Here is a 23833-nt window from a genome sequence, read left to right on the forward strand (position 1 = left end):
ACCAAAGAGTTATAGATAGACTTGTAGGCGAAGCAGAAAAGCAAGGAATAGAGATATAATCTATTACACAATTCAAATATATGAGGACTTAATGAGGTATTATGAATAAGGGGAGGTATAAAATTGAATAAAACTTTGATATTGATAGCAATTATATTAATAGCATTAAGTGGTTTTTCTATAAAGACTAACAGCTTTGAATTTGAATGGCTTGGTGTATTAGAAACTATTATTAGAATTTTTAAGTAGTTCACAATTCAAAAGTAGTATGAGTTTTAAGGAGGAAGAGTAATGAAAAGATATTTTGATATACCAGTAGAAAGATTAACATTACAGATAGATGTTAATGAGATAGGAATGAAATATACAGTAGATAAAATAGAAAAGGCTTTAAAGATAACTGGATTAAGAGAAGTAGATAGAAAAGAATATAACAGATTAAATAAAGAATACGGAGCATAATGGAATTATTGTGAGGTAAATATGTTAGAAGAGTTAGCTATTAAGTTTATAAGTTGGAATTTAAAACGAAAAGGAATAAATAATTTGGAGATAGTTATTAGAAGTGATGGACACACAGTATATAAAAGAAATAAAGAGAAAGAAGAGTATGTGAAAAATATACTTTCAAAAATTAAATGAATAAAATTCAATATAAATTTAATAAAAATGTAGAATTCAGAGGGGTATAAAATGAAAAGATTTGAAAAATTTAATGTTACTTTCAACACTAATGAAAGTGCAGAAGAACAAGCTATCGGAATGATTTTAAATCACGTAGAAGAAATTTATGGGATAGAGATAGATGACATCGAAACATTAAAGAAAAGATATTATGGCCAAATAAAATGGCTGAATGAAGAAGTTGAATAGGTAGGTGGAATAAAAATGATATCATTCAAAGTACAAGAAATTATAAAGTTTGGTGAATAATTCAAAAAATAAATAATTAAAATAAAGGGAATAGGAGTAAATTTAGCTTAAATTATATACTTCTATTCTCATAAGATAATCATGTGATAATAAGGAGGAAAAATGAAGTACAAGTTTAGTGATAAAGAACAAAAGATACTTTTAAAAAACTTAGTAATTATATGTGATACCAGGGAGCAGAGATGGGAACATATAAAAAATTACTTTGATAGAAAAAAAATAAAATATAAAGTTGAGAAATTAGATCAGGGAGATTATAGCTGCTACATAGCTTCCAATGAAGAAACTAAGCCTTTAGGAGTTAATAGAGATTGGTACTTCAGCAATTATATAGCTATAGAAAAGAAAAATTCAGTAGACGAGCTTATTAGTAGCATAAAGGATAGAGATAGATTCGAGAATGAATTTGCAAGACTTAAGATGTACAATACAAAAACTTTTATGTTTGTTGAAGATCTTAACGGATATGAGAAATTAGTAACTGGAGATTTTAGGAGTCAATATTCATCAGCTGCAGCAGTAGGATCATTCGAGACATTTACAGCGAGATATGATCTAAATGTTCAATTTATAGACAAGAAAACTACTGGATATAGAATATATAAGGCCTTATATTATCATATCTATGAATTGTTAAAAAATAAAGGATACTTTGAAGAAGGTGATATATTTGAGCCAGAAGCAGCAGGAATATAATTCGCTTTTAAAAAGAATAGCAAATGCAGAAACAATGCTAAACAATATAGATATCTTTAGGGCAGAAGGGAAGGCACCAAGGGAAGATGACTATTATATTAATGCATTTAAAAAGTTGGTTTTAATGCTTGGAGAAAAAAGTGTTGAAGTTGAAAAGGAGCTAGGAAGAAAGATGACATATGAAGAAAGGCATAGAGGATTCAGTCATAAATGAGGGGAGGTGTAATTTTTGAATGAATTACAAAATATTGATTTAAAACAACTAATAGAAAATGAGACAGGACAATCATTTACTAGGGACAATAAAATATGTTGTCCTTTCCATTCAGAAAAATCACCTTCTTTTAGTGTTAGATTCAATTCTGATAATAATAAGTGGCAATGGAAATGCTTTGGTGGATGCGATACATCAGGTGATGCTATAGATTTCATAATGAAATATAAAGGAATAGATTATAAGGCCGCTAGAGAATATCTAGGCATGGCAAATAAAAAAAGTGATAAAGAACTTGAATTTGAAAAAGTAAAAGGCTTTATTAATTGGCAGATTGAAAAGACAGAATTTAAGAAAGGATATAAACTTAAAGGATTATTCACATTTGTTAATGAGAAAAATGAAGTTGTTTATTATAAAGCTAAATTCATTCAACCAAATGGAAAGAAATGCAGTTCTTATTATCATCTTGAAGGTGATAAGGTTATTAATTCAAGAGGATCTGATGAAATACCTTACAATTTATATAACGTTGTAGAAGGGCTAAAAGTAGGAAAAATATTAATAATAGTTGAAGGTGAAAAAGATGCTAACACAATAAATTCACTTTTCAAAAATAACAAATATGTAGCAACTTCATTAAAGGGAGTTAAAGATTTTTCGGTTCTTAAAGGATTATATTCCTGGACATATGTAATAAAAGATACTGGAGAAGCTGGAGAGCAGTACGGAAAGAAAATATATGAAGAGTTAAATCCACCTTTAATGGATGATGAACAGGATAGACCTGCATTTAAATTTATAAATTTACCAGGATTAAAGGCATTAGGGGACAATAAGGATGTAACGGACTGGATAGAAGCAGGACATGATAAAGAGGATTTATTAAAAGCATTTAAAAGAAGCTTAGATGTTAATTCCAGATATGATTTACAACAAGATTTTAGAGGTATATATAAACAAGTAACCAATAAGCATGGAAATTGGATAAAAATATATCTGACTGATTTTAATTTATTAGAAGCTAAAAGAATGAGATATGTAGATGATGATACAGAGGGAGTTAAGCTTCTTTTAAAAAGCTGTACTGGTGAAATAATAGAAAAGATTGGTCCATCTACTGTATTTGATGATGTAAAGTCATTTAAAAACTTTTTAGGAACTCTAGATTTAGCCTTTAAAGGTAAAATAGATGATTTAACAGAGCTTAAGAGCTGGATCAATATGTATTGGGCAATTGAGAATGAAGAGTTGCACCAGGGAATAAAATTTATAAAGCAAGATAATCAAATAAAGCTAATAACTAATGAAGGGGCAATAACTTCAAAGGGTATTGATTGCTCAATAAAGGCTGATAAGAAAAATGATATAGAAATATTAAATAATGATTTTATAACTAAAGATGAATTAAATGATTTAAAGAAGAGAATATTTAGATTTGCTGCAAGTGATAAGACAATACCTATTATAGGAACTGTTATTAATAATTTAGCTGTTCTTCATAATCAAGAATTAAAAAATAAAATGCACCATTTGCTAATAGTAGGAGAAAGTGAATCAGGTAAATCTACTATATTAAGTAATATTATAGCAACAATATTAAATTATCCAGCTAAGGATATAAAATCTATTGGACTAATCTCAAACTTTGGACTTATAAGAGATTTAAGTACTGGAAATTACACTTCCTTATATGATGAATTTAAACCATCTAGTTTAGATAGATATAAGATCCAGAAGCTTAGTGAAAGTTTAAGAAATTTATATGATAGGACAACCATAACAAGAGGAGATAAAAGCTTTAAAAATAAAGATTTCCAACTTACTAGGCCAATAATAGTAGCTGGTGAAGAAAGTTATCCAAATGGGGAAAAAGCTCTTATAGATAGAAGTTGTATTATTTATTTAAGTAAGAGAGAGAGAACTGAAAAAAATACTGAAGCAATGATGTGGCTAATAAAGAATGAGATTTTACTAAAGAAATTAGGAAGAAGCTTAATTGACATAGTTATAAATATGAGTATTGAAGAATATGCAGCTATAAGGGAAAAAGTTCAGCAGAATCTTAAAGGATTAAATAACAGGCCGCTGAATACAGCTATTAATATTGCTTCGGGGATTGAGATATTCAATTTATTATTAGCCGAGCATGGTTTTAAAGCTTTTGAAGGGTACGAACAATACATTATTAAAAATATTAAAGAGGAAGTTTTAGAAGGTGGAGAAGAAACCAAGTCTACTGTTGAGAGAATGTTGCTACTTTATAATCAAATGCTTGAAGATGGTAGAGCAGGATTAACGGAAGTGGTAAAAAAACAAGGTGATGGACTTTATATTAAGACGTCAGAAATGATTAATGAAATATTTGATTTTGTTAATAAGACTGGATCTGCTGAAGTTATTCCTTTAAAACTGAAAGATTTTAAAAAGCAAGCTATGAAAGCAGGGTACTTAATAGGAACTGGAAGAACTTCAAAGACATTAAGAGATGGGAATAAACTTGTTAGATATGATGTTTATTCAATAGAAAGAATGAAAGAGCTTAATGTTCCAGAGATAATTGAACCTGATTTCATAGAAGAAGCAAATATTGATAATAACGGAAAAATTATAGGAGGAGTGTTCTAGGAGCACTCGCCTAAAATTATTATTCATTAGATAGGAGAAAAATATGAAATGTTTTGATTGTGAAAAAGAAATTAAAAGTGTTGAAAAACATTGTGAAGAATGTGGAGTAACTTTATGTGAATCTTGTTATGAAAATGGAGAAAGAGGAATCTGTGAAGAGTGTGAATATGAATTTGATGGAATGTGTTAAGGAATAATTCAAATATATTACAAGGAAATGGATATAGAAAATGAAAATAAAAGACTTAATAAGAGAGCTTAGTGAATTTGATGAAAATTTAGATATTGAAGTTCGTAAAGTATATAGAACTGGTAGGGTTGATAAATTTACAATTGAAAAGATTGTACATTGTATTCGTAAAGAAAGTAAAGAAACTATAAGAGCAATAGTTAGAATAAAATAACTATTTTAATAAACAATTTGATTATATTGTTCGTTAAAATTGAAGGAGGGATATTATGTTTTGGGATGAAGAATACATTGATGAAAAAATAGAATACTTAAAAGGTATGATTGAAAATAATACCTTTGATAAAACTAAGTGTAATAATTTCATACCATATGATGAGTTAGAGGATGAATATTCTCATAATGAAATAGGCTATGCACAAGAAATGTTTATTCAAAAAGCAAGAGAATACTTATCAAGATACCCTAAACAATATGCAATTTGGTGCGATTGGTGTGTTCATGTAGCAACAGTTGATTTATATAGGGATATAATGTGGGGAAAAGGTAATTATCAAGAGAATTATATAAAGATAAGAGAAAATAGAGATATTGTTTAGTTCGCAATTCAAAAAAAAGGAGCGAAATTAATGAAAAATGCTAACTTTGAAATAGATAGAGAACAAATACAGGATTTATTTGTTGATTGGCTTTATGATAATGGATTTGATGGATATGGATATTATGACAATCAAGAACATGAAAATATAACTGATAGAGGTGGATTTGAAAATGAAATATTTTTAATTAATCCATTCTACTGGGGAGAAGATGAAGATATTCAAGACAAACCGAACTTTGTATTTAAGCCAATGAATATAGAAATTGAGTGGTATAAGTACCCTATGCGAAGTGCTTACTCTAATAAGAGAGTAACTTATGGAGATATGAAAAGAATATTAGCAACTTGTAAAGCAAGCATAAGTAAAAAGAATAATTTAAAAAGCAAAGTCAAGAGAGGTAATTAAATGAGAAAAAAAGCAATTAATTCATATAAAGATATTAGTAAATATATTGATAAAGAAAATTACTTATTTACTGTAGAAAATGTAATCAAAGAATATAAAGCTTTTAAAAGAGGGTGCTGGACATCTGCTCCAATAAGAGAAGTTATTTATAAATATAAAAATCAAATAAAAACTATTATAAAGTATAGAAATAAGAAAAATGGACTACCAGCAGATTATTAGGATAATAAAAAAAAGAATTAAGCTCTTAAATAATATATTCGTAAATGATTATAAATAAAAAATGAAAGGATGAAATTTATGATAAAAATAAAGAAATTAACAGATGATGCAATTATTCCTCATAGAAGTAGAGAGGGAGATGCTTGTTTTGATTTATATAGTATAAATGATTATGTTGTTTTAGGTAGAAGCAAAACTACAATTCCTACAGGAATAGCAATAGAACTTCCAGTAGAATATGAAGCTGAAATAAGACCACGTTCAGGAATAAGTTTGAATGGGCTAGAATGTAAGTGTTTTGATATAGATGAATTTGTAGTTGCAGATATAGATGTTATACAAGGAACTATTGATAGTAATTATAGAGGTCAAATAAATATAATTGTAAGAAACAATAGTAATTGTGATATTGTAATTCCAAAATACACTAAATTAGCTCAGATGAAAATAAATCATGTTCCAGATGTTAAATTAGTAGAAGTTGAAGAGCTATCAGATAGTAATCGTGGAACTAATGGATTTGGTAGTAGTGGAATATAGTATTTAATTGAAATTACTATGATTAAATGAGGTAAACATGAAGTATAAAATAGAAATTATGTCTGAAGAAGAAGCAGTAGATTTTTATGAGTACTATGAAGGTAATGATAAAATATTATTAATCTCTATAAGTGATAAAGAAGGAGATTTAATTTTTGAACCAAAAGAAAATATAAAAGTTCATCAATTTTACTTTGCTGATATAGAAAATGAATGTCCAGGACTTAATTTAATGAATTTTAAACAAGCAGAAGATATTAAATTTGTCGTAGATGCGGCTATTGCAGAAGGAATAATTCATATAATAGTGCATTGTTATGCTGGAATAAGTAGGAGTGGAGCAGTTGGTTGTGTAATAGCAAAATATTTAAATGGTGATGATACTTATTTATGGAAACAAGGAGGTATATCTCCAAACAGATTTGTCTATAGACTCATGAGCAAAGCTTTTAATTTAGAGTATTCAAGGAAAGCATTTAGATACAAATTGAAGATAAACAATAGATTGTTAGATAAAAGATTTAGTGATTATGGTATAAGGATTGAAGATATGTTTCCTTATACAAAGTGAGAAACAATAGAATAAGCCTTTAAAGAGTGGAGTGATAGTTTGGAACAAGATAATTTATTTAAAAAAACGGAATATGCCTTATATAATTATAAGGATTTAGATATAAAAATTAAAAGTATAGAGATAGATATTGAAATGCTGCAGAATGATATAACATTAAAGGCAATTAATTATGACGAAAAATCAGGACCAACAAATGCATTTAGTAGTTCAGTAGAAAATGAAGTTATACGAAGAGATGAAGTAGTAAAGGAACAGATCCAGAAGCTTCAAAGAGACAAGCTTCTTTATGTATCAAGAAAAAATAAAATTGAAAATGCATTAAAATGCTTGAATGATAAAGAACTTAAGTTAGTGGAATTAAGGTATTTTGTTAAACCTAAAAATGAATGGGCAAAGATTGGATTTGAATTAAACTTTGATAAAGATCACTGCTGTAAACTTAGAAATAAAATAATTAATAAATTAAGTGATTATATATTTAACTAGAAAAGGGGCATAATGCCCTTTATTTTTTTTGTGTTACACAATCTTTTTAAAGTGTAACATAAAGTGTAACATGGCTAAAGCATTGATATTACTAGCTTAACAAAGATTTGAATTTTAATAGGTGTAACAAATGTGTAACATGGATAAAACGCATGGTTGAGCCATTCTTAGCACTTATATATATATATGTTACACAATTTATAAAATATATATATTATATATAAGAGCATATAGATATAAATATAAAGATACGCACATGTATTTTCAAAATGTGTAACATGATAAAAAATATACTCTAAACGTTGGTATTACTAGCTTTCGAGTGTTACACAATTTTAAAACAAAAAGTGTAACAATCTATTGTTAGTGTTACAACTGTTATTAAACTGTTAGAAAACATATAACTATCGAGTTCAATCTATAATTTAAGTATAAAATAGTATTATAGAAATTTATCTGAAAGGCATATATATTTTTAATTGTATGTGTCTATTTTTATATTAAAATTAATGAGTAGTTGGGAGGTGTATTTATGGCATTTGGTAATGAGTTAGATGAGAGACAATTAAAAGCTATTGAATTACTAGCAATAGGTGAAACTATAAGTAGTACAGCTAATATTGTAGGTGTTAATAGAAAAACTATAAGTGAATGGAAAAAGCAAGATAAGTTTAAGGTGGAGTTGGACAGGCAAGTAACAGAGCTTAAATCTAACGTTGAAAAGAAAATATTAAGCAATATTAATCCAATGATGGATAAATTAATTAAGATAGCCCTTAAAAGTTCATCAGATAAGACTTCTTTAGATGCTATAATATATGCACTTAATAGAGTCCTTGGTACTCCAACTAATAAAACTCAAGAAGTAAATGATGGTAATAATAAGAATTCAGCTCCTGTTAATATAGAGGAGATGTTATGTCAAATAAATGTAGACAATGTATTAGACTCTAAAGGCAATGATCCTATTTGATGTGTTTGTTTGTGGTATACTTAAAAGCAACACTAATAATACAACCAAAAGTGTTTCATATAAGTTAAAAAATATAAAACAAATGTTTTAAAAATAAATATTGACTTTAAACAAACAAAAGAATATAATAATATTATAGATTATGATGCATGGGGGTACCTTCTAAATTAGATATCAAAATACCCTGGCGACGGAGTCTATAAAATTTTATTATATTTTTTAAAATGAGGTGTTTGCATGAGAGTGTATGGTTATTCAAGAGTATCAACAAAAGAACAAAATTTGGATAGACAATTAGTAGAACTAAGAAAGTATGTAGATGATAGATTTATATTCCAGGATAAAGTAAGTGGTAAGGACTTAAATAGACCAGAATATCAATTAATGAGAAAAGTTGCTCAAAAAGGTGATGTTATATATATAAAATCACTAGATAGGCTTGGAAGGAATAAATCTGAAATAAAACAAGAGCTGGAATATTATAAAAATGAAGGTGTAAGAATTAAAATATTAGATATTCCTACTTCAATGATGGATATATCAGAAGGCCAAGAATGGCTGATGGATATGATTAATAATCTTTTGATTGAAGTTTTAGCAACTATGGCAGAGCAGGAAAGATTAAATATAAGACAACGTCAGGCTGAAGGAATTGCTATAGCAAAAGAGAATGGGAAATATAAGGGAAGAAAAGAAATAGGATTCCCTGATAATTGGAATGAAGTTTATGATCAATGGAAGAGTAGAAAAATAAAAGGTAATGAAGCTATGGAGAAGTTAGGGCTTAAAAGAAATACCTTCTATAGATTAATAAAAAAATATGAAGAAAAAAAATAAGTGCTTAGAGTTTTCTAAGTGCTTTTTTTATTGATATTAAGAGAGGAGTGTTTTAGATGATATATTATGATGGATTGAAATTTGATATTGAAATTAAATATGAAGTCTACTTATTAAATAAATATTTAATTAAACATTATAATGAAGAAACGGCTAAGATACTTCTAAATAAATATAATAGTGAACTTGATATTCTTGCTCAAGCATTAGGTGAAAGAGATATTGAGTTTTTTTGCCTTTATTTTATGAGCGATACTTTTGTAGTTAAGGATAGTAATACTAATAGAGAGTTATCTAAAGGTCATTATGAGCTTTGGGAGGTAGCAAACAATATATTTGTTAAAGATTTATATGATAAAGCTGCAATTATAGAGCCAAGAGGAATGGCTAAGACTACTATCTTTGATATGTCCGTTAGTGTATGGTTACATTGCTATAAAAAATCTTTATTTACTTTATTAGGAGCAAAAACCGATACAGATGCAACTCAATTCCTTGATTCTATAAAAAAGATATTTAATGAAAATAAAAAAATAATTAAATGTTTTGGAAAATTAATTAATACAAAAATACTTAAGGATAATGGGGAAAAGTATACTGTAAATGCAAATGAAGTTGAATTTACAAATGGAACTTATATAAAAACTGTTGGGTCAGGAACTTCTGTTAGAGGTTCAAATTGGGGTGGAATAAGACCTACAGTATTTATTGGTGATGACTTTCAAGATGAGAAGAATATTTTAACTGATTCGGCTAGAGAGAAACAATATAATAAATGGACTAAAGAAATTGAAGAAGTTGGTGATAAGGCCGTATATAGAAATGGCCAAAAAATAAAGTCAGCAACTAAAATAATAGCAATTGGAACTGTATTACATATGGATTGTCTTATGAGTAAATTAAGTAGAAATAATGATTATTTTACTCTTTTGAGAAGAGCTATAATTTTGGAGCCAGGACAAGTTGTAGAAGATATATTTGAAACAGAGCTATGGCAAGAATGTCATGATATTTATTTTGATGAAAAATTAAATAAAGAAGAAAGAAAGATTAATGCCAGAAAGTTTTATGAGTTACATAAAGAAGAAATGCAATTTCGAGTTTGGTGGCCAGAAAAATGGGATTGTTTTAATGATCTTGCCATTAAGTATTGGGAAAATAGAAAATCCTTTATGAGTGAGTTAATGAATGATGCAAGTTCTATAGGTGAAAAATGGTTTAAATCAGTTAAGACTCAAACTCGTAAAGAAATAGAGCAACATAGCTTTGTTAAAACTATTATTAGTGTAGACCCAGCAAGTACTACTAATAAAAAATCAGACAGCACTAGTATTATGGTTGGAAGTAAAGCGACTAATGATTTCACTTATATAAAAGATATAGTTCATAGAAAGATGACTTTTAATCAATATTGTGAAAAGGTTGTTGAGGTACTTGAAAGGAATTTAGATGTTACTCATATAAATATTGAAAAAAATACTTATCAAGGTGCAGATGTTGTGAAAATAAAAGAATTAATTGCAGATAATCCAAAACTTAGAAATAAGCGTTATGAATGGATTAATGAAATGCAGCGTAAAAATAAGGATGAAAAGATTTCTACTATTATTGATCCAGTAAATAATGGACAAATTATTATTGTATCTGATTGTGAAGATAGCAAAAAGGCTATTGATGAAATATTGGATTTTCAGGGACAGTTATATAGTATTCATGATGATGCTCCTGATAATTTAGCAGAGTTAGAAAATAAAATTAAAACTATTAAAGTGATATCTAATCTTACCTTTTTGGATAGATCAGTATTATTTTAGAGAGGAGGGATTAAATGAGCTTTTTAGATAAAAATGAAGACCTTTTAAGTAACATAAAGAGTGATTTTGAAAGTAGAAAGATAATTTATGATAAAATTTATGATTACTGTGTTACTGGTAAAAGTGAAGCTTATACAGATTACAAACATAATCCTAAAAGAAGTAATTTAAAAGTAAGGACTAATTTTATTAAAAAATTTATAAAAGAAGAAGTCTCATATCTTTTATCTAATAAACCAACTTATATTAGTAAAAGTGATAATTCTAAAGAGGTTGAATTTGTAAATTTTAAATTATCTCATTGGGATAAAAATCATGACAAAATGTTGCTTAGAGATATGCTATCTTATGGAAGTATATTTGAATTATACTATACTTCAAAATTAGGAAAAGAATTATTATTTAATTCAAAAATAGTTAGTCCAAGAGATGGATATTTACTAACTGATGATTTTGGAAGAGCTAAGATGTTTCTTAGATTTTTTAAAAAGAAATTTGATACTAAGCAATATATAGATATTTATACTTCTGATTTTATTTATCATGTTGATGACAGTTTTGCAGAAGTTTCTAAGCCTACTGAAAATATATTCGGAGAAGTGCCTGTAAAAGTTGGATATGTAAGTGCTTATAAAGAGCATGATACATTGTTTAATGAACTTAAAGACTTACAGGATGCATATGAAACTAATTTAAGTGATATAGTTAATGAAATATCTGATTATAGACTAGCTTATTTAATTATGCTTGGATGTAGTATAGATTATAAGACTAAAGATGAAGAAGGAAAGACTCAGCTAGATTATATGAAGGAAAAGGGTATTATTAATGCCGATGAAAAAGATGTAATAATCAAATTCTTAACTAAAGATATAAATGATACATTCGTTCAAAATACACTAGATGTTCTAAAAAAAAATATATATGAGATTAGTAATCATATTGATACTAACGAAAAATTGCAAAGTAATACTTCAGGAAGTGCTTTAAGAAATAGATTAATAGGTTTAGAACAAAGAGTAAGAGATAGTGAAGGATCCATGAAAAATATAATTCAAGGTAGAATGTATTTTTTATTCAAATTATTTAATAAGATTGAAAGTGTTGATTATGATTATAGAGATATATCAGTTAAATTCACATTAAATATTCCGCAAGATGATTTATTAATGGCTCAAACTTTAAGTCAATTTGGCATAGGCGAGAATATATCATTAAAAACTGCATTAGCTCAATTAAGTTTTATAAATAATCCTGATCAGGAGATAAAGCTTATTGAAGATTATAGAAATAATCATGAAATTGATATAGATGAAGTTTTAGGTGATTAATATGACTGATGAAGAAAAGTTTATAGAAAGTCTTTATGATGAAGCTAATGAGGAGTTAAAGGAAGTTTATAGGCAACAGAAAGAATCTAGAGATGAGATTTTACAAGAAATTGCAATAATTATGCTTGCTTATACTGTATTAGATGGGTTAATGGATATTAAGAAAAATGATAAAGATAAAATTTATAAAAAATTATCTGTATTAATTGTTACTAATTATAAAAATATTAGTAATAAAGAAGTTGAAGTTTTAAATAATATTTTAGAATCTACAGTAAGAAAAACATTCAAATTTTATAGTTATAATGCTGATTTAAGAGATGTTAGAAAAATCATAGAAGCTAATTTTAAAGGTAAACATTTTTCATCTAGAGTTTGGGATAATGAACAGGAGGTTGCTAAAAAGTTGCAATCTCAGATAAAAAAATTTCTTGATGGAAAGATTAATGTTAATCAAATAAAGAAAGATATAGAAAAGACTTTTAACACTAGTGCTTATAACGCTAAAAGACTTGTGACTACAGAAGTAAATAGATGTCAAAATGAAGCATTTATGAGTTTCTGTAAAGAAACTGGAGTGAAAAAAGTAAGAAGAAATGAAACTTTAGATAGTAGAACTTGTGAAGAGTGTAGGAGTTTTCATGGTAAAATATTTGATTTAGATGAAGCGCCTGGAATAATCCATCCAATGTGTAGAGGATTTAATGAAGTGTACGAGTAGAAAGTGAGGAAAATGGCTATGAAGAAATTATTTATATCTCAACCAATGAGAGGTTTAATAGATGAAGAAATATTAAAAGCTAGAGAAGAAATTAGAGTTAGAGCAGAAAAGATAATAGGAGAGCCAGTTGAATTGATAGATTCTTTCTTGGCTGATTATCCTGGGGAAATTAATAAACATGTTCCTGTATGGTACCTAGGAAAATCAATACAACTACTTTCTAAAGCTGATATAGCTTACTTTGGCGGTGATTGGAGAAATGCAAGAGGTTGTAAGATTGAGCATGAAGTAGCAGATAAATATGGAATTAAAATAATAGAGGAGTAATGGTGATTAATTATGAATGAAAAAGAGTTTTTAGAATGGTGTAAACAAGAGGTATGTGATTATACCAATAAACATTTAGATAAAACAGATAAAAAGGAAATCACAACGGATGATGTGTTTATGGTATGGAGTTGCAAAACATTGCAAAATAATAAAGCACTACTTAGTACAACTCTATTTGATGGAATGTATTATGAGTGTACATATAATGGAGATAAAAAAGAAATGTATGTAGATGCTTATAAGAAATGGGAAAATTATAAGGTTGAAAAAAATGATTAATACAATATTTATTTTGATTCTTTGTCATTTAATTGGCGATTATGTTTTACAGTGTGATTTTATAGCTAAGACAAAGGGAAGTAATACATATCATATGTTTGTACATTGTATGTTATATTCGCTACCTTTTGTTATATGCTTTGGACTAGATTGGAGAATATATTTTATTATACTTATACATTTGTTTATAGATCCATTGAAAGCTAAATATAATAAAATAAATTACTTTGTGGACCAATTATTACATTATATAACATTATTAATATTTTTAGTTTAGATAAGTCTTAGGAAACTAAGGCTTTTTATTATACAAAAAATAATGTCCCAAGGTTCTTTGAAGTTTGGGGGATGGGAGAGATATATGAATAAAAAAGAATTATTAAAATTAGTTGAAAATATTGATGATGAAGGTTCAGTTGATGAAGTTTTATCAGGAAGTGATTTTGCAAAGTCACTTTTAGAAAGTGGCCTAACTTTAAATGCATTTAAAGAAAAGTTAAAAGAACCAGAGTTCAAGTCTTATTTAGATTCTATTAAAGATAAACATTTTGATAAGGCTTTAGAAACGTGGAAATCTAATAATTTACAAACAATAATAAATGATGAAGTGCTAAAAGCTACAGGTAAAAAGAAAACACCAGAGCAATTAAGGATTGAAGAACTTGAAAAAAATTTTAATGAACAAAAAGCAAAAGCTGAAAGAGCTGAAAAAATAGCTAAGTATAAAGATGTACTAGCGGAAAAGAAGATTCCTGGTGAAATGATTGATTACTTCTTAACTGATGATGATGAAACAACTAATACTAGAATTGATAATTTTGCAACTTATGTTGAGGGAATGGTTAATTCTAGTGTGAAAGAGAAAATGGCTAATGGTAGTTATACCCCACCAGGAGAAAATGGTGCTGGAGCTTTAACTGTAGATGATATAGCAAAAATGATGATGTAAAAAATTAAATTTTAAATTAAAAGGAGAATGATAATATGGCAAATACAATCGCATACGCAACATTATTTCAACAAGCTTTAGATAAGGCAGCAGTAGCAAAATTAACATCAGGATGGATGGATGCTAATTCAGGACAAGTTATTTATAACGGAGGGAAGGAAGTTAAAATACCTAAAATGAATATGGATGGATTAGGAGATTATGATAGAGCTAATGGCTTTACTCAAGGATCTATAACTCTTGAATATGAAACTAAGACTATGACTCAAGATAGAGGAAGAACATTTATGTTAGATTCTATGGATGTAAATGAATCAAACTTTGTGGCTAATGCTACAAATGCAATGGGACAATTCCAAACTACTAAAGTAGTTCCTGAGATTGATGCTTATAGATACTCTAAAATAGCAACTTTAGCTATAGCTGGTAAGGTAGCAAGTGGTGGAAATACAATTACAGAAGCAAATGTATTAGAACTTTTAAAAGCTGATATTACTGCAATAGAAGATATAGTTGGTGAAATTCCTTTAGTTATAACTATGGCAACACCTATAGCTGCATTGTTAGATCAAAATGAAAAGATAAGCAAAAGACTAGATGTTACTGATTTTACTAAAGGAGATATTACGACTAAGGTTAAGTCTTTAGATGGATATCCTATTATAAAAGTACCAAGTGCAAGAATGAAAACATCTTACACCTTTTATGATGGAAAAACAGGAGGACAAACTGCTGGTGGATTTGTAGCAGCTGTAGATGCTAAAAATATAAATTGGATAATAACTCCTTTATATGCTCCAATTGCAGTTAATAAAACTGATAAAGTAAGAATTTTTGATCCTAATATAAATCAAGATGCAGATGCTTGGAAATTAGATTATAGAAAATATCATGATCTTTGGATAATGGATGAAGCATTAAAGATATGCAGAGTTAATATTAAAGAATCTTTAGAATAGGGCTAGGTTTTTACCTGGTCCTTTCTTAATGAAAGGAGATTAAGTTATGGAATTTAAATATTCATTAAAAAGAATGAATGTTGTTAAGGTTACAAATGAAGAAGAAGTAAGAGATAGGCTTATTGCACAGGGATTTGAATTAATTGAAAAGAAAGAATCAACTTCTATAGAAGATATTAATCAATTAACTGTAGAAAAGCTTAAAGAGTTAGCTAAAGAAAAAGGCTTAGAAGGCTATAGTAAATTATCGAAAGATGAATTGATAAAATTACTTAAAGAAAACTAGGTGATGGTATGGAAGTATCTATTGAACAAAAAAAGGCCATTGCTGTTATTAAAAATTATTTAAATGTTGAGTGGGAAGATAGTTATATTTTATCTGAATATGACTTTGTAGTGGATCAATTAATTCAAAATAGTAAAACTTCAAAAAGTGCTGATATAAAATCTATATCCGAAGGAAATCAATCTATTACCTATAAAGATAATTCTGGTCCATGGACTATTACAGATGATATTAAGGCTATGTTACCCAAACCTTATATTAAACTTTTTTATTAGGAGTGATATAATGGGAGTCTTATTTAAAAATTCAGATATAACTGTATACAATAAATACTATGATCCCTATAACGATATGTATAAATATCAAAGAACTGTTATTAAGGGTGTTAACTGGCAAAGTAAAAGGATTGGTACTGTAAGCGATAAAGGGTTATTGTTAGCTGATAGTACGCTTATTTTCATAGATAAGCTAGATAATTATATAAGTCCTAAACGATTTGCTAAATTAGAGTCTATAGAAAGAGAAAAATATTTTACTTTAACTATAGGAGATAAAATTGTAAAAGGTGAGGTTGATTTTGAGATTATTGGAATTAAAAATTATAGTATAAATGATTTAAATAATGAATTTGATGATGTTATAACTATTAAGTCGGTAAATTCTTTATCAGATCACTTTGAAGTTGAAGGTGTGTGATATGGCGGCTAAAGTTAGAATTCAAATGGATCCTGCTCAGAAAATTTTACTGAAACGTAAATTGAATAAGAATGGGGATGCTCAAATCAAATTTACGCAAGAGTGCAGCAAGTTTATGAACAACTATGTGCCTTATGACACTGGTAGACTTAAAGATGCGATGATTGAAATGCAAACCAATAAGATAATATTCCATGCTCCTTATGCAAGAAAACAATACTATACTAATAAAGGTTTAGGGAAACAAGGTATTGCTACTGGTGGAAAGCGCGGTAAGTATTGGGATAAGAGAATGTGGCAGAATCATGGAGATGAAATAGTTAAAACTATCGCTCAATTTGTAGGAGGTAGAGCTAGATGATTATAGAGAGTATTAGAGATTATATGAGAAATTTAGAGTGTCTAGATACCTTTAATAATGCTATTAGGGTAAATATTAATTATCTTGAAGAAAATACAGATACTTATTCTATAGAGGAAGTTCCTGTAGAGCCTGTAGTTAAAAAATATATTAATGGTGATAGCATAAGGCAATATGCCTTTATATTTACATCAAGAGAGCCTTATGGAGCTGATGTTTTGACTAACATTGATAATTCTGGGTTTTACGAAAAATTAGCAAATGAAATTGAAAGAAATAATGAAAATGAAATTTTCCCATTACTTGATGATGGGTTAGAGCCTTTAAAAATAGAGGTTACATCAACTGGATATGCTTTTGCAGTCACAGAAGATACTGCGCAATTCCAGATACAACTAAAATTAAAGTATTTTAAGAAAGGAATGAATTAAATGGCGATTAGAAAGCGAAAAGTACAAGCCAACTACATGAAGGTTGGAGAAACTTTTGAATTATTAGGAACTGGATTTACAGAACTTAATGAAAGTCCAAGTGCTCAAACAACTTCTAAGAGGTATGTAAATCAATCTAGTGCTAGTCAAAGCATAACTGGGTATGAATGGAGTACAAGTTTTAATGCTGACCAAATAGCAAGTGAAAAAGCTATAGAGCACATTAGAAAAATAGGAGAAATGCAACTTACTGGAGCTGATACAGAAACAGAGTATATTATTGTTGATTTAGATAAAGAAGCTCAAACTGCTGGATATAGAGCTAGAAAAATTAATGTTGCAATTGCAGTGGATAGCTTTGATGATAATGATGGAGAATTAGGTATTAGTGGTACTTTCCTTGGCCAAAGTGATGTAATTGAAGGAACATTTGATACAAGCACTAAATCATTTACTGAAGGTTTTACAGCTAAAAGTGAGTAGGAGGAATATTGATGATAATTAACGGTGTTGAATTAGAAGATTTAGATATTTATGATGTTGAGGTTGTTGAAAAGTATGAAAAAGTTATTGAGAATATAAATAAACCTAAAAAATTTGATGGTTTAAAAGATTCTGTTGTAATAAGAAAGCTATGTGAAGAAATTTTTAATGTATTTAATGAATTGTTTGGAGAAGGATCAGATAAAAAGGTATTTGGTAATAAAGTAAATTTATTAATTTGTATAAAAGCATTTGAAGAGCTTATTTTACAAGTTAATGAGCAAAAGAAAGAACTTGATAAAATAGCAAATAAATATTCTCCTAATAGAGCTGCTAGAAGAAGTAAAAAATAATGAATTTACTTATAGATGTTATTCCAACTAGTGTAAATATAGAGGGTGAAGATTACGAGATTAACTCTGACTTTCGCACCTCTATTTTATTTGAGCTTTTAATGCAAGATAAATCAATAAAAGACAATGATAAAATTTATCTTGCATTAGAACTTTATTATCCTAATATACCTGATGATATTAATTCAGCTATAGAGCAAATATTATGGTTTTATAGATGTGGTAAAGATATAGAATTATCTAAAGGAAAAGGTAAAGGTAAGAGTGACATCCAAATTTACAGCTTTGAACATGATGATGATTATATTTATTCTGCATTTATGGACCAGTATCGAATTGATTTACAGGATATAGAGTATTTGCATTGGTGGAAATTTAAAGCTATGTTTAAATCTTTGAAAGAAGATAATGAAATAGTTAAGATAATGGGATATAGAAGTATGGATTTATCTAAAATTAAGGATAAAGAAGAGAAAGCTTATTATAGAAAAATGAAAGAGTTGCATAAAATTCCTGTTTCTCAAAGCGAAAAAGAAAAATTAAATGAAATAGAAAAAGCCCTTCTCAATGGTGATGATATAAGTAAACTATTGTAATATATGGTATTTATATGATATATTGTATTTATTAAAAATAAGGGGGATTTTTTATGAAAAAAATTATTAGTATTTTATTTTGCTTGGTCTTTTTATTGGGATTAATATCTTGTGGTGAGAAAGAAGAAAAGGATCTATCTATAAAAGATGTTGTTAATGCAGAAAGTGCTGAAGAATCAAATGAAAAATTAGAAGAAATAAGGGAATCTCAAGATGATGATAAATGCGATATACTTTTAGCTGATACAGACAATGTTACTATTACTTGTAAAGGAAAAGGTAAAAGTGCATTTGGTGGAATATACATAACTTTAGAAATTATAAATAAAACCGATAAGGATATACTTGTTGGAGTAGATAATTGTAGTAATGATGGTACTATGGTAAACGCATTATTTGGTCAAACAATTGTTGCAAATTTAAAAAGCGAAAGTGATTTATCAGTAATGGATGATAGTTTAACGGAAGTTAAAAACTTTAAAGGTACTTTTCATGTTATGAATGATTCTACTGGAGAAATGATAGAGGATAATATTGAATTTAGTATAGAATAAGATTTAAGCATCTACATTGTTGTAGGTGCTTTTATTATATTTAAAGTAGGTGATTAATATAAAAGATATAAGATGTTTAAATTGCAATCAGTTACTTTTAAAGGCTGAGATAATTAAGGGCGAAATTAAGTGTCCTCGTTGTAAAAAAATAAATAAAATATTAGAACCAAAAGACAGAGCTTAGAGCCACACCGTAGAGTAGTGAGCCAATGCCTGCTTTTTTTATTTTATAAAGAAAGTAGGTGAGTAAATGTCAGATGGAAAAATAATAATTGATACTGAAATAGATAATAGTGGACTAGAGAAAGGAATAAAAAATTTTGATGGCAAGTTAGGGAGTATAGCAAGTAGTGCAGTAAAGACATTTGCGAAAGTATCAGCAGCTATGACAACCGCAGCAGTAGGAGCAATAGGTGTTTTAACAAAGCTATCTGTTGAACAGTATGCCGAATATGAACAGTTAGTTGGTGGAGTTGAAACATTATTTAAAAAAAGTAGCAATAAAGTAATGGAATATGCAAATAATGCGTATCAAAGTGCTGGAATGTCCGCAAACGAGTATATGAATACAATTACTGGATTCGCTGCTTCACTATTACAAGGACTTGGTGGAGATACAGAGAAAGCCGCTCAAATAGGTAATATGGCTGTTGAAGATATGGCTGATAACGCTAATAAGATGGGAACATCTATTGAGATGATTCAGAATGCTTACCAGGGATTCGCAAAGCAGAACTATACCATGTTGGACAATCTTAAGCTGGGATTTGGAGGAACGAAAGAAGAAATGCAAAGGTTGCTCCAAGAAGCTGAGAAAATAAGTGGTATTAAATATGACATCAGCAATTTTAATGACATAATAGAAGCTATACATGTAATTCAAACTGAAATGGGCATAACTGGAACTACTGCAAAAGAAGCTGCATCTACTATTGAAGGTAGTTTGAATATGACCAAATCAGCATGGACCAATCTTTTAACTGGTATGGCGGATGATAATGCTAACTTTGATGTATTAGTAGAAAATTTAGTTAATAGTTTAGGATCCCTAGGTGAAAATTTACTACCAAGAATAAAAATTGCAATAGAAGGAGTTGGGGAATTAATCAGAGAATTACTTCCTAAAGTTCTTGATAAAGCACCAGAAATGATGGCATCTTTATTTCCTGAATCAATGCGAGAAGACGTAAAAAAAATATTTGATGGTATAGCTGAAGCAATAAAAACTACTGCTGATGTTGCTATGCAGTGGATTCCTAAAATAACAGAAGGGTTTGCATGGATATTAGAAAATGGAAATAATATTGCAGCTGTTGTATTAGGTATAGGAACTGCAATGTTAACGTTAAATATTGCAAATATGATATTAGGAGTAGTTAAAGCATTCAAAGGAGTTACTACAGCCGCACAAGCGTGGAAGGTGGCACAAGACTTATTAAATTTGTCTATATTAGCTAATCCTATTGGATTGATAGTTGCAGCGATAGCAGGATTAGTAGCAGGGGTCATATATCTATGGAATACAAATGATGGTTTTAAAAATGCTTGTATAAACGCTTGGAATAAAATAAAAGAAGTTGGGGAAAAATGTTGGAATGCAATTTGTGATTTCTTCACTAAAACAATACCTGATGCATGGAATAGCCTTATAAGTTGGTTTCAAGGTATACCTGATTGGTTTGGTGAGTTATGGACAAAAGTAACTGATAAATTTAAAGAATGGGGAGAAAACATTAAATCGTTCTTTACTGAAACAATACCAACTTTAATTCAGCAAGTTTTTGATTGGTTTAATGAACTTCCTTATAAAATAGGATATGCTTTAGGTTATGCTTTAGGAAGTATTATTCAATGGGGTGTTGATACATGGAATTATCTTATTACAAATGTACCTATTTGGATTGAAAATGTAGTTAACTTCTTTGCGCAGTTGCCAGGCAAGATATGGAGATGGTTAGTTGAGACATTTAATAAGGTTACAACTTGGGGAAGTAATATGCTTAATAAAGCTAAGGAGATAGGAACTAATTTTATCAACAATATTATAAATTGGGTTGAAAAATTACCTGGTAAATTTTCAAGCTGGTTAAATGATACTATCTCTAAGGTTGTGTCATTTGCAAGTGACTTAGGGCAAAGAGCATCACAAGCTGGGAAAAACATGGTTGATAATATTATCAATGCTGTTAAAAATTTACCTTCACAAATGGCTTCTATTGGTAAAAATATCGTAGAAGGTGTATGGAATGGAATTACAGGCATGGGTAGTTGGTTAATTGACAAAGTATCTAGTTTCTTTAGTGGTATTGTTGATGGTGCTAAAAAAGCTTTAGGAATACATAGTCCTAGTAGGGTGATGCGTGATCAAGTTGGTAAATATATGGCTCAAGGTGTAGGCGTAGGTTTTGAAAATGAAAGTGATAATCTTGAAAAATCTATGAATAAAAATTTAAATGATATAGTTGCTAAAATGCAGGCTACAGTAAGTATGGAACGATTAAGAGCAGTACCAACTGGAGTAACTAGCATTAATAATACTTCTCATAGCAATATTACAAATAATGATAATGGTGTAACACAAAACATTACGTTTAATAATCTAGTAAAAACTCCTAGTGAGGTTGCTAGACAAATAAGAAAGGTAGGAAGGGAGCTTGCATTCGGATGATAAATACTAAATTTTTAACATTAACATTAGAGTCTAATGGTGAAGTTTTAGAACTTGGAAACAATGAATACAAGCTTCTAGAAGTACATGGATTAGAAGCTAGTGATTATGAAGTTGGAATAACGGAACATTATAATGGATTAGGTGGATATATAAAAAATAAAAAAATATTACCTAGAGAAATCTATTTTACTGCTGATTGTATAGACTGGAGTGCAGCTGAAGAGCAAAGGCAAAGATTAATAAAGTTTTTTAATCCTTTAAATAGTGGAGTTCTAAAAGTTAATTATTGTGGTGTAGAAAGATATATACGATATGAAGTTGAAAGTTTTAAAGATAATAGGATTAATCTCCATGAACAATTAAATTTCACTACTTATCTTATTTGTCCAGATCCATATTTCTATGAAGCTGAAAAACTTGAAGAGCTAACAACATGGACTGGAGGATTAAATTTCCCACTTAACTTACCTTTTAATTTAAAACAACGTGGTGAAGATAAAAAAAATATATTCAACGATGGACACGTGGAAACTCCAATACAAATAATATTTAAAGGACCAGCTCTTAATCCAAGAGTAGAAAACAAAACTACTGGTGAGTTCATACAAGTTAATAGAGAGCTCACTAGTGAAGATACACTATATATTACAACTGCATATAGAAATAAGAAAGTAGAAATTGAGAGAAATGGAATTAGAACAAATGCTTTTAATTACATAGATTTAGATTCTACTTTTTTTAGTTTAAAAACCGGTGATAATTTGATTGAATACAGTACTCAAAGCTTAGAACCAAAAGGTGTAAGTATAAAATATTCTCAAAAATACTTAGGGGTATAGGAGGTGTTAATTTGGGATATGGTTTTTTCAACGGACAGAATAATTATGGACAAGAAGAGTTAGCAAGATATTTTTCAAATATTTATGAAAATGGAATAAATGTAACTAGTAGCGATATGGGAATGAAAGTTACAAGATATTCTGGTTCAAGTATTAGAGTTGCAGTAGGATTTGCAATAGTAAATGGATATTATTTATATCAGGATGTTACAAAATCTATTACAATTACTAAAAATAGTACTTACGACAGAATAGATAGAATTGTAGTGAGGTTGGATGTATCTAATATGACTGTTAGCATAGAGTTAAAACAAGGAACTGCAGCAAGTAATCCAGTTGCACCGTCACTTACTAGAACAACTAGTATATATGAATTATCATTAGCTCAAATATATGTTAACAAGAGTAGTGGAATAACTACAGTAACAGATGAAAGATATAATGAAAATTTATGTGGAGCTATTAGACCTAAAAATTTAACAGAGTTTAATGCTATGATGACAGGGTTTAAGGACAGATTTGACACATGGTTTACTAATCAGCAAGGTCAAGGATGGAGAAATATATATATTCAATCTACAGTTCCAAGTAATGCGATAGAAGGTGCTATATGGAAGCAAGTATTATCATAAGATTTTTTAATAAAAATATGGAGTTTATAGGAGAAGTGGAGGATTTCACTTCTTTTACTTTCGAACGTAAATGGTTCACTTATTCTAACTTTCAATTAGTTGTTGAAAATTTTGATAAAGAGTTATTTCAAACTGGCAATTATATTGTAGTTAATAATGATCCTTATAGAAGTGGTCAAATAACTAAAATTAATATAATAGATGATACAGTAACTATAAAGGGGTTTGGAATAGGATTTTGGTTTAAT

39 protein-coding genes are annotated in these 23833 nt (G+C 28.6%); all 39 read left to right on the plus strand.

Annotated features, from left to right (window positions below; genetic code table 11):
- Positions 1–123: 123 nt before the first annotated feature.
- Complete coding sequence (locus LPC13_RS17045) at positions 124–249, plus strand: hypothetical protein (RefSeq protein WP_267956002.1); 126 nt, start codon at positions 124–126, stop codon at positions 247–249.
- A gap of 42 nt (positions 250–291) precedes the next feature.
- Positions 292–462, plus strand: coding sequence for a hypothetical protein (locus LPC13_RS14465; protein WP_195990291.1), 171 nt, complete (start codon positions 292–294; stop codon positions 460–462).
- A 21-nt stretch (positions 463–483) separates the two neighbouring features.
- Entirely contained in the window at positions 484–642 is a 159-nt protein-coding gene (locus LPC13_RS14470) for a hypothetical protein (RefSeq protein WP_234088914.1), read from the plus strand.
- Between the two features lie 51 nt (positions 643–693).
- The gene (locus LPC13_RS14475; RefSeq protein WP_234088915.1) at positions 694–873 is read left to right on the plus strand and encodes a hypothetical protein; all 180 of its coding nucleotides are present in this window, start codon (positions 694–696) and stop codon (positions 871–873) included.
- 162 nt (positions 874–1035) lie between these two features.
- Positions 1036–1629 (plus strand): ERCC4 domain-containing protein, encoded by a 594-nt coding sequence (locus LPC13_RS14480; RefSeq protein ID WP_234088916.1) that lies wholly within the window; start codon positions 1036–1038, stop codon positions 1627–1629.
- Positions 1604–1843 carry a hypothetical protein gene (locus LPC13_RS14485; protein WP_234088917.1) on the plus strand — a complete coding sequence of 80 codons (240 nt, stop codon included), beginning with the start codon at positions 1604–1606 and terminating at the stop codon, positions 1841–1843. Before LPC13_RS14480 ends, LPC13_RS14485 begins: the two co-directional genes overlap by 26 nt.
- A gap of 15 nt (positions 1844–1858) precedes the next feature.
- The gene (locus LPC13_RS14490) at positions 1859–4471 is read left to right on the plus strand and encodes a CHC2 zinc finger domain-containing protein (RefSeq protein WP_234088918.1); all 2613 of its coding nucleotides are present in this window, start codon (positions 1859–1861) and stop codon (positions 4469–4471) included.
- A gap of 43 nt (positions 4472–4514) precedes the next feature.
- Positions 4515–4661 carry a hypothetical protein gene (locus LPC13_RS14495; RefSeq protein ID WP_234088919.1) on the plus strand — a complete coding sequence of 49 codons (147 nt, stop codon included), beginning with the start codon at positions 4515–4517 and terminating at the stop codon, positions 4659–4661.
- 40 nt (positions 4662–4701) lie between these two features.
- On the plus strand, positions 4702–4875 hold the full coding sequence (locus tag LPC13_RS14500; protein WP_234088920.1) for a hypothetical protein: 174 nt from the start codon (positions 4702–4704) through the stop codon (positions 4873–4875).
- Positions 4876–4930: 55 nt separating this feature from the next.
- Positions 4931–5260 (plus strand): hypothetical protein, encoded by a 330-nt coding sequence (locus LPC13_RS14505; RefSeq protein WP_234088921.1) that lies wholly within the window; start codon positions 4931–4933, stop codon positions 5258–5260.
- Between the two features lie 30 nt (positions 5261–5290).
- Positions 5291–5668, plus strand: coding sequence for a hypothetical protein (locus LPC13_RS14510; protein WP_234088922.1), 378 nt, complete (start codon positions 5291–5293; stop codon positions 5666–5668).
- Entirely contained in the window at positions 5669–5890 is a 222-nt protein-coding gene (locus tag LPC13_RS14515; protein ID WP_234088923.1) for a hypothetical protein, read from the plus strand. It abuts the gene before it with no gap.
- Positions 5891–5968: 78 nt separating this feature from the next.
- Positions 5969–6430 carry a dUTP diphosphatase gene (dut, locus tag LPC13_RS14520; protein ID WP_234088924.1) on the plus strand — a complete coding sequence of 154 codons (462 nt, stop codon included), beginning with the start codon at positions 5969–5971 and terminating at the stop codon, positions 6428–6430.
- A 37-nt stretch (positions 6431–6467) separates the two neighbouring features.
- Positions 6468–7001: a hypothetical protein gene (locus tag LPC13_RS14525; protein ID WP_234088925.1), complete on the plus strand. Its 534-nt coding sequence runs from the start codon at positions 6468–6470 to the stop codon at positions 6999–7001.
- Positions 7002–7040: 39 nt separating this feature from the next.
- Positions 7041–7490, plus strand: coding sequence for a xanthine dehydrogenase (locus LPC13_RS14530; protein WP_234088926.1), 450 nt, complete (start codon positions 7041–7043; stop codon positions 7488–7490).
- 532 nt (positions 7491–8022) lie between these two features.
- Positions 8023–8463 (plus strand): phBC6A51 family helix-turn-helix protein, encoded by a 441-nt coding sequence (locus LPC13_RS14535; RefSeq protein ID WP_234088927.1) that lies wholly within the window; start codon positions 8023–8025, stop codon positions 8461–8463.
- Positions 8464–8700: 237 nt separating this feature from the next.
- On the plus strand, positions 8701–9300 hold the full coding sequence (locus LPC13_RS14540; RefSeq protein ID WP_234088928.1) for a recombinase family protein: 600 nt from the start codon (positions 8701–8703) through the stop codon (positions 9298–9300).
- A 56-nt stretch (positions 9301–9356) separates the two neighbouring features.
- On the plus strand, positions 9357–11114 hold the full coding sequence (locus LPC13_RS14545; RefSeq protein WP_234088929.1) for a phage terminase large subunit family protein: 1758 nt from the start codon (positions 9357–9359) through the stop codon (positions 11112–11114).
- Between the two features lie 14 nt (positions 11115–11128).
- The gene (locus LPC13_RS14550; protein WP_234088930.1) at positions 11129–12445 is read left to right on the plus strand and encodes a phage portal protein; all 1317 of its coding nucleotides are present in this window, start codon (positions 11129–11131) and stop codon (positions 12443–12445) included.
- 1 nt (position 12446) lies between these two features.
- The gene (locus tag LPC13_RS14555; protein WP_234088931.1) at positions 12447–13166 is read left to right on the plus strand and encodes a minor capsid protein; all 720 of its coding nucleotides are present in this window, start codon (positions 12447–12449) and stop codon (positions 13164–13166) included.
- An 18-nt stretch (positions 13167–13184) separates the two neighbouring features.
- Positions 13185–13493 (plus strand): DUF4406 domain-containing protein, encoded by a 309-nt coding sequence (locus LPC13_RS14560; RefSeq protein ID WP_234088932.1) that lies wholly within the window; start codon positions 13185–13187, stop codon positions 13491–13493.
- Positions 13494–13505: 12 nt separating this feature from the next.
- Positions 13506–13775, plus strand: coding sequence for a DUF6275 family protein (locus LPC13_RS14565; RefSeq protein WP_234088933.1), 270 nt, complete (start codon positions 13506–13508; stop codon positions 13773–13775).
- The gene (locus LPC13_RS14570; RefSeq protein WP_234088934.1) at positions 13768–14052 is read left to right on the plus strand and encodes a DUF3307 domain-containing protein; all 285 of its coding nucleotides are present in this window, start codon (positions 13768–13770) and stop codon (positions 14050–14052) included. Before LPC13_RS14565 ends, LPC13_RS14570 begins: the two co-directional genes overlap by 8 nt.
- Before the next feature lie 84 nt (positions 14053–14136).
- Positions 14137–14724, plus strand: a complete 588-nt coding sequence (locus tag LPC13_RS14575; protein WP_234088935.1) for a DUF4355 domain-containing protein — start codon at positions 14137–14139, stop codon at positions 14722–14724.
- A 35-nt stretch (positions 14725–14759) separates the two neighbouring features.
- Positions 14760–15683 carry a hypothetical protein gene (locus LPC13_RS14580; RefSeq protein ID WP_234088936.1) on the plus strand — a complete coding sequence of 308 codons (924 nt, stop codon included), beginning with the start codon at positions 14760–14762 and terminating at the stop codon, positions 15681–15683.
- A 46-nt stretch (positions 15684–15729) separates the two neighbouring features.
- Complete coding sequence (locus LPC13_RS14585; RefSeq protein ID WP_234088937.1) at positions 15730–15969, plus strand: Rho termination factor N-terminal domain-containing protein; 240 nt, start codon at positions 15730–15732, stop codon at positions 15967–15969.
- Positions 15970–15977: 8 nt separating this feature from the next.
- Positions 15978–16244, plus strand: coding sequence for a hypothetical protein (locus LPC13_RS14590; RefSeq protein ID WP_234088938.1), 267 nt, complete (start codon positions 15978–15980; stop codon positions 16242–16244).
- A gap of 10 nt (positions 16245–16254) precedes the next feature.
- Positions 16255–16665 carry a DUF6751 family protein gene (locus tag LPC13_RS14595; RefSeq protein ID WP_234088939.1) on the plus strand — a complete coding sequence of 137 codons (411 nt, stop codon included), beginning with the start codon at positions 16255–16257 and terminating at the stop codon, positions 16663–16665.
- 1 nt (position 16666) lies between these two features.
- Entirely contained in the window at positions 16667–17026 is a 360-nt protein-coding gene (locus tag LPC13_RS14600) for a minor capsid protein (protein WP_234088950.1), read from the plus strand.
- Positions 17023–17457 (plus strand): chloramphenicol resistance protein, encoded by a 435-nt coding sequence (locus LPC13_RS14605; RefSeq protein ID WP_234088940.1) that lies wholly within the window; start codon positions 17023–17025, stop codon positions 17455–17457. The genes LPC13_RS14600 and LPC13_RS14605 overlap by 4 nt, the downstream gene beginning before the upstream one ends.
- Positions 17458–17940, plus strand: coding sequence for a hypothetical protein (locus LPC13_RS14610; protein WP_234088941.1), 483 nt, complete (start codon positions 17458–17460; stop codon positions 17938–17940).
- Between the two features lie 11 nt (positions 17941–17951).
- A complete protein-coding gene (locus tag LPC13_RS14615) occupies positions 17952–18293 on the plus strand; it encodes a DUF6673 family protein (RefSeq protein ID WP_234088942.1) in 342 nt (113 codons plus the stop codon).
- Positions 18293–18889 (plus strand): bacteriophage Gp15 family protein, encoded by a 597-nt coding sequence (locus LPC13_RS14620; RefSeq protein WP_234088943.1) that lies wholly within the window; start codon positions 18293–18295, stop codon positions 18887–18889. The genes LPC13_RS14615 and LPC13_RS14620 overlap by 1 nt, the downstream gene beginning before the upstream one ends.
- 53 nt (positions 18890–18942) lie before the next feature.
- Complete coding sequence (locus LPC13_RS14625) at positions 18943–19443, plus strand: hypothetical protein (protein WP_234088944.1); 501 nt, start codon at positions 18943–18945, stop codon at positions 19441–19443.
- 49 nt (positions 19444–19492) lie between these two features.
- Positions 19493–19627 (plus strand): Com family DNA-binding transcriptional regulator, encoded by a 135-nt coding sequence (locus LPC13_RS14630; RefSeq protein WP_234088945.1) that lies wholly within the window; start codon positions 19493–19495, stop codon positions 19625–19627.
- Between the two features lie 66 nt (positions 19628–19693).
- Positions 19694–22111 (plus strand): phage tail protein, encoded by a 2418-nt coding sequence (locus LPC13_RS14635; RefSeq protein ID WP_234088946.1) that lies wholly within the window; start codon positions 19694–19696, stop codon positions 22109–22111.
- Positions 22108–22953, plus strand: a complete 846-nt coding sequence (locus LPC13_RS14640) for a phage distal tail protein (RefSeq protein WP_234088947.1) — start codon at positions 22108–22110, stop codon at positions 22951–22953. The genes LPC13_RS14635 and LPC13_RS14640 overlap by 4 nt, the downstream gene beginning before the upstream one ends.
- 11 nt (positions 22954–22964) lie before the next feature.
- On the plus strand, positions 22965–23585 hold the full coding sequence (locus LPC13_RS14645) for a hypothetical protein (protein WP_234088948.1): 621 nt from the start codon (positions 22965–22967) through the stop codon (positions 23583–23585).
- A partial coding sequence (locus LPC13_RS14650) for a siphovirus ReqiPepy6 Gp37-like family protein (protein WP_234088949.1) occupies positions 23564–23833 on the plus strand: 270 nt, incomplete at its 3' end. The genes LPC13_RS14645 and LPC13_RS14650, both read left to right, overlap by 22 nt.

Origin of the sequence: Clostridium celatum (assembly GCF_021412605.1) — a bacterium.
In the GTDB taxonomy this organism is placed as follows: Bacteria; Bacillota; Clostridia; order Clostridiales; family Clostridiaceae; genus Clostridium; species Clostridium celatum.

Excerpts from the sequence above, each read along its gene's own strand:
- LPC13_RS14595 (WP_234088939.1), top strand. The coding sequence starts at position 16,255 with ATGGGAGTCTTATTTAAAAATTCAGATATAACTGTATACAATAAATAC.
- LPC13_RS14480 (WP_234088916.1), top strand. The coding sequence starts at position 1,036 with ATGAAGTACAAGTTTAGTGATAAAGAACAAAAGATACTTTTAAAAAAC.
- LPC13_RS14510 (WP_234088922.1), top strand. The coding sequence starts at position 5,291 with ATGAAAAATGCTAACTTTGAAATAGATAGAGAACAAATACAGGATTTA.
- LPC13_RS14475 (WP_234088915.1), top strand. The coding sequence starts at position 694 with ATGAAAAGATTTGAAAAATTTAATGTTACTTTCAACACTAATGAAAGT.
- LPC13_RS14620 (WP_234088943.1), top strand. The coding sequence starts at position 18,293 with ATGAATTTACTTATAGATGTTATTCCAACTAGTGTAAATATAGAGGGT.
- LPC13_RS14635 (WP_234088946.1), top strand. The coding sequence starts at position 19,694 with ATGTCAGATGGAAAAATAATAATTGATACTGAAATAGATAATAGTGGA.
- LPC13_RS14600 (WP_234088950.1), top strand. The coding sequence starts at position 16,667 with ATGGCGGCTAAAGTTAGAATTCAAATGGATCCTGCTCAGAAAATTTTA.
- LPC13_RS14550 (WP_234088930.1), top strand. The coding sequence starts at position 11,129 with ATGAGCTTTTTAGATAAAAATGAAGACCTTTTAAGTAACATAAAGAGT.
- LPC13_RS14615 (WP_234088942.1), top strand. The coding sequence starts at position 17,952 with ATGATAATTAACGGTGTTGAATTAGAAGATTTAGATATTTATGATGTT.
- LPC13_RS14540 (WP_234088928.1), top strand. The coding sequence starts at position 8,701 with ATGAGAGTGTATGGTTATTCAAGAGTATCAACAAAAGAACAAAATTTG.
- LPC13_RS14560 (WP_234088932.1), top strand. The coding sequence starts at position 13,185 with ATGAAGAAATTATTTATATCTCAACCAATGAGAGGTTTAATAGATGAA.
- LPC13_RS14565 (WP_234088933.1), top strand. The coding sequence starts at position 13,506 with ATGAATGAAAAAGAGTTTTTAGAATGGTGTAAACAAGAGGTATGTGAT.
- LPC13_RS14625 (WP_234088944.1), top strand. The coding sequence starts at position 18,943 with ATGAAAAAAATTATTAGTATTTTATTTTGCTTGGTCTTTTTATTGGGA.
- LPC13_RS14535 (WP_234088927.1), top strand. The coding sequence starts at position 8,023 with ATGGCATTTGGTAATGAGTTAGATGAGAGACAATTAAAAGCTATTGAA.
- LPC13_RS14465 (WP_195990291.1), top strand. The coding sequence starts at position 292 with ATGAAAAGATATTTTGATATACCAGTAGAAAGATTAACATTACAGATA.
- LPC13_RS14585 (WP_234088937.1), top strand. The coding sequence starts at position 15,730 with ATGGAATTTAAATATTCATTAAAAAGAATGAATGTTGTTAAGGTTACA.
- dut (WP_234088924.1), top strand. The coding sequence starts at position 5,969 with ATGATAAAAATAAAGAAATTAACAGATGATGCAATTATTCCTCATAGA.
- LPC13_RS14590 (WP_234088938.1), top strand. The coding sequence starts at position 15,978 with ATGGAAGTATCTATTGAACAAAAAAAGGCCATTGCTGTTATTAAAAAT.
- LPC13_RS14470 (WP_234088914.1), top strand. The coding sequence starts at position 484 with ATGTTAGAAGAGTTAGCTATTAAGTTTATAAGTTGGAATTTAAAACGA.
- LPC13_RS14640 (WP_234088947.1), top strand. The coding sequence starts at position 22,108 with ATGATAAATACTAAATTTTTAACATTAACATTAGAGTCTAATGGTGAA.
- LPC13_RS14495 (WP_234088919.1), top strand. The coding sequence starts at position 4,515 with ATGAAATGTTTTGATTGTGAAAAAGAAATTAAAAGTGTTGAAAAACAT.
- LPC13_RS14500 (WP_234088920.1), top strand. The coding sequence starts at position 4,702 with ATGAAAATAAAAGACTTAATAAGAGAGCTTAGTGAATTTGATGAAAAT.
- LPC13_RS14545 (WP_234088929.1), top strand. The coding sequence starts at position 9,357 with ATGATATATTATGATGGATTGAAATTTGATATTGAAATTAAATATGAA.
- LPC13_RS14605 (WP_234088940.1), top strand. The coding sequence starts at position 17,023 with ATGATTATAGAGAGTATTAGAGATTATATGAGAAATTTAGAGTGTCTA.
- LPC13_RS14570 (WP_234088934.1), top strand. The coding sequence starts at position 13,768 with ATGATTAATACAATATTTATTTTGATTCTTTGTCATTTAATTGGCGAT.
- LPC13_RS14555 (WP_234088931.1), top strand. The coding sequence starts at position 12,447 with ATGACTGATGAAGAAAAGTTTATAGAAAGTCTTTATGATGAAGCTAAT.
- LPC13_RS14575 (WP_234088935.1), top strand. The coding sequence starts at position 14,137 with ATGAATAAAAAAGAATTATTAAAATTAGTTGAAAATATTGATGATGAA.
- LPC13_RS14515 (WP_234088923.1), top strand. The coding sequence starts at position 5,669 with ATGAGAAAAAAAGCAATTAATTCATATAAAGATATTAGTAAATATATT.
- LPC13_RS14505 (WP_234088921.1), top strand. The coding sequence starts at position 4,931 with ATGTTTTGGGATGAAGAATACATTGATGAAAAAATAGAATACTTAAAA.
- LPC13_RS14525 (WP_234088925.1), top strand. The coding sequence starts at position 6,468 with ATGAAGTATAAAATAGAAATTATGTCTGAAGAAGAAGCAGTAGATTTT.
- LPC13_RS14580 (WP_234088936.1), top strand. The coding sequence starts at position 14,760 with ATGGCAAATACAATCGCATACGCAACATTATTTCAACAAGCTTTAGAT.
- LPC13_RS14610 (WP_234088941.1), top strand. The coding sequence starts at position 17,458 with ATGGCGATTAGAAAGCGAAAAGTACAAGCCAACTACATGAAGGTTGGA.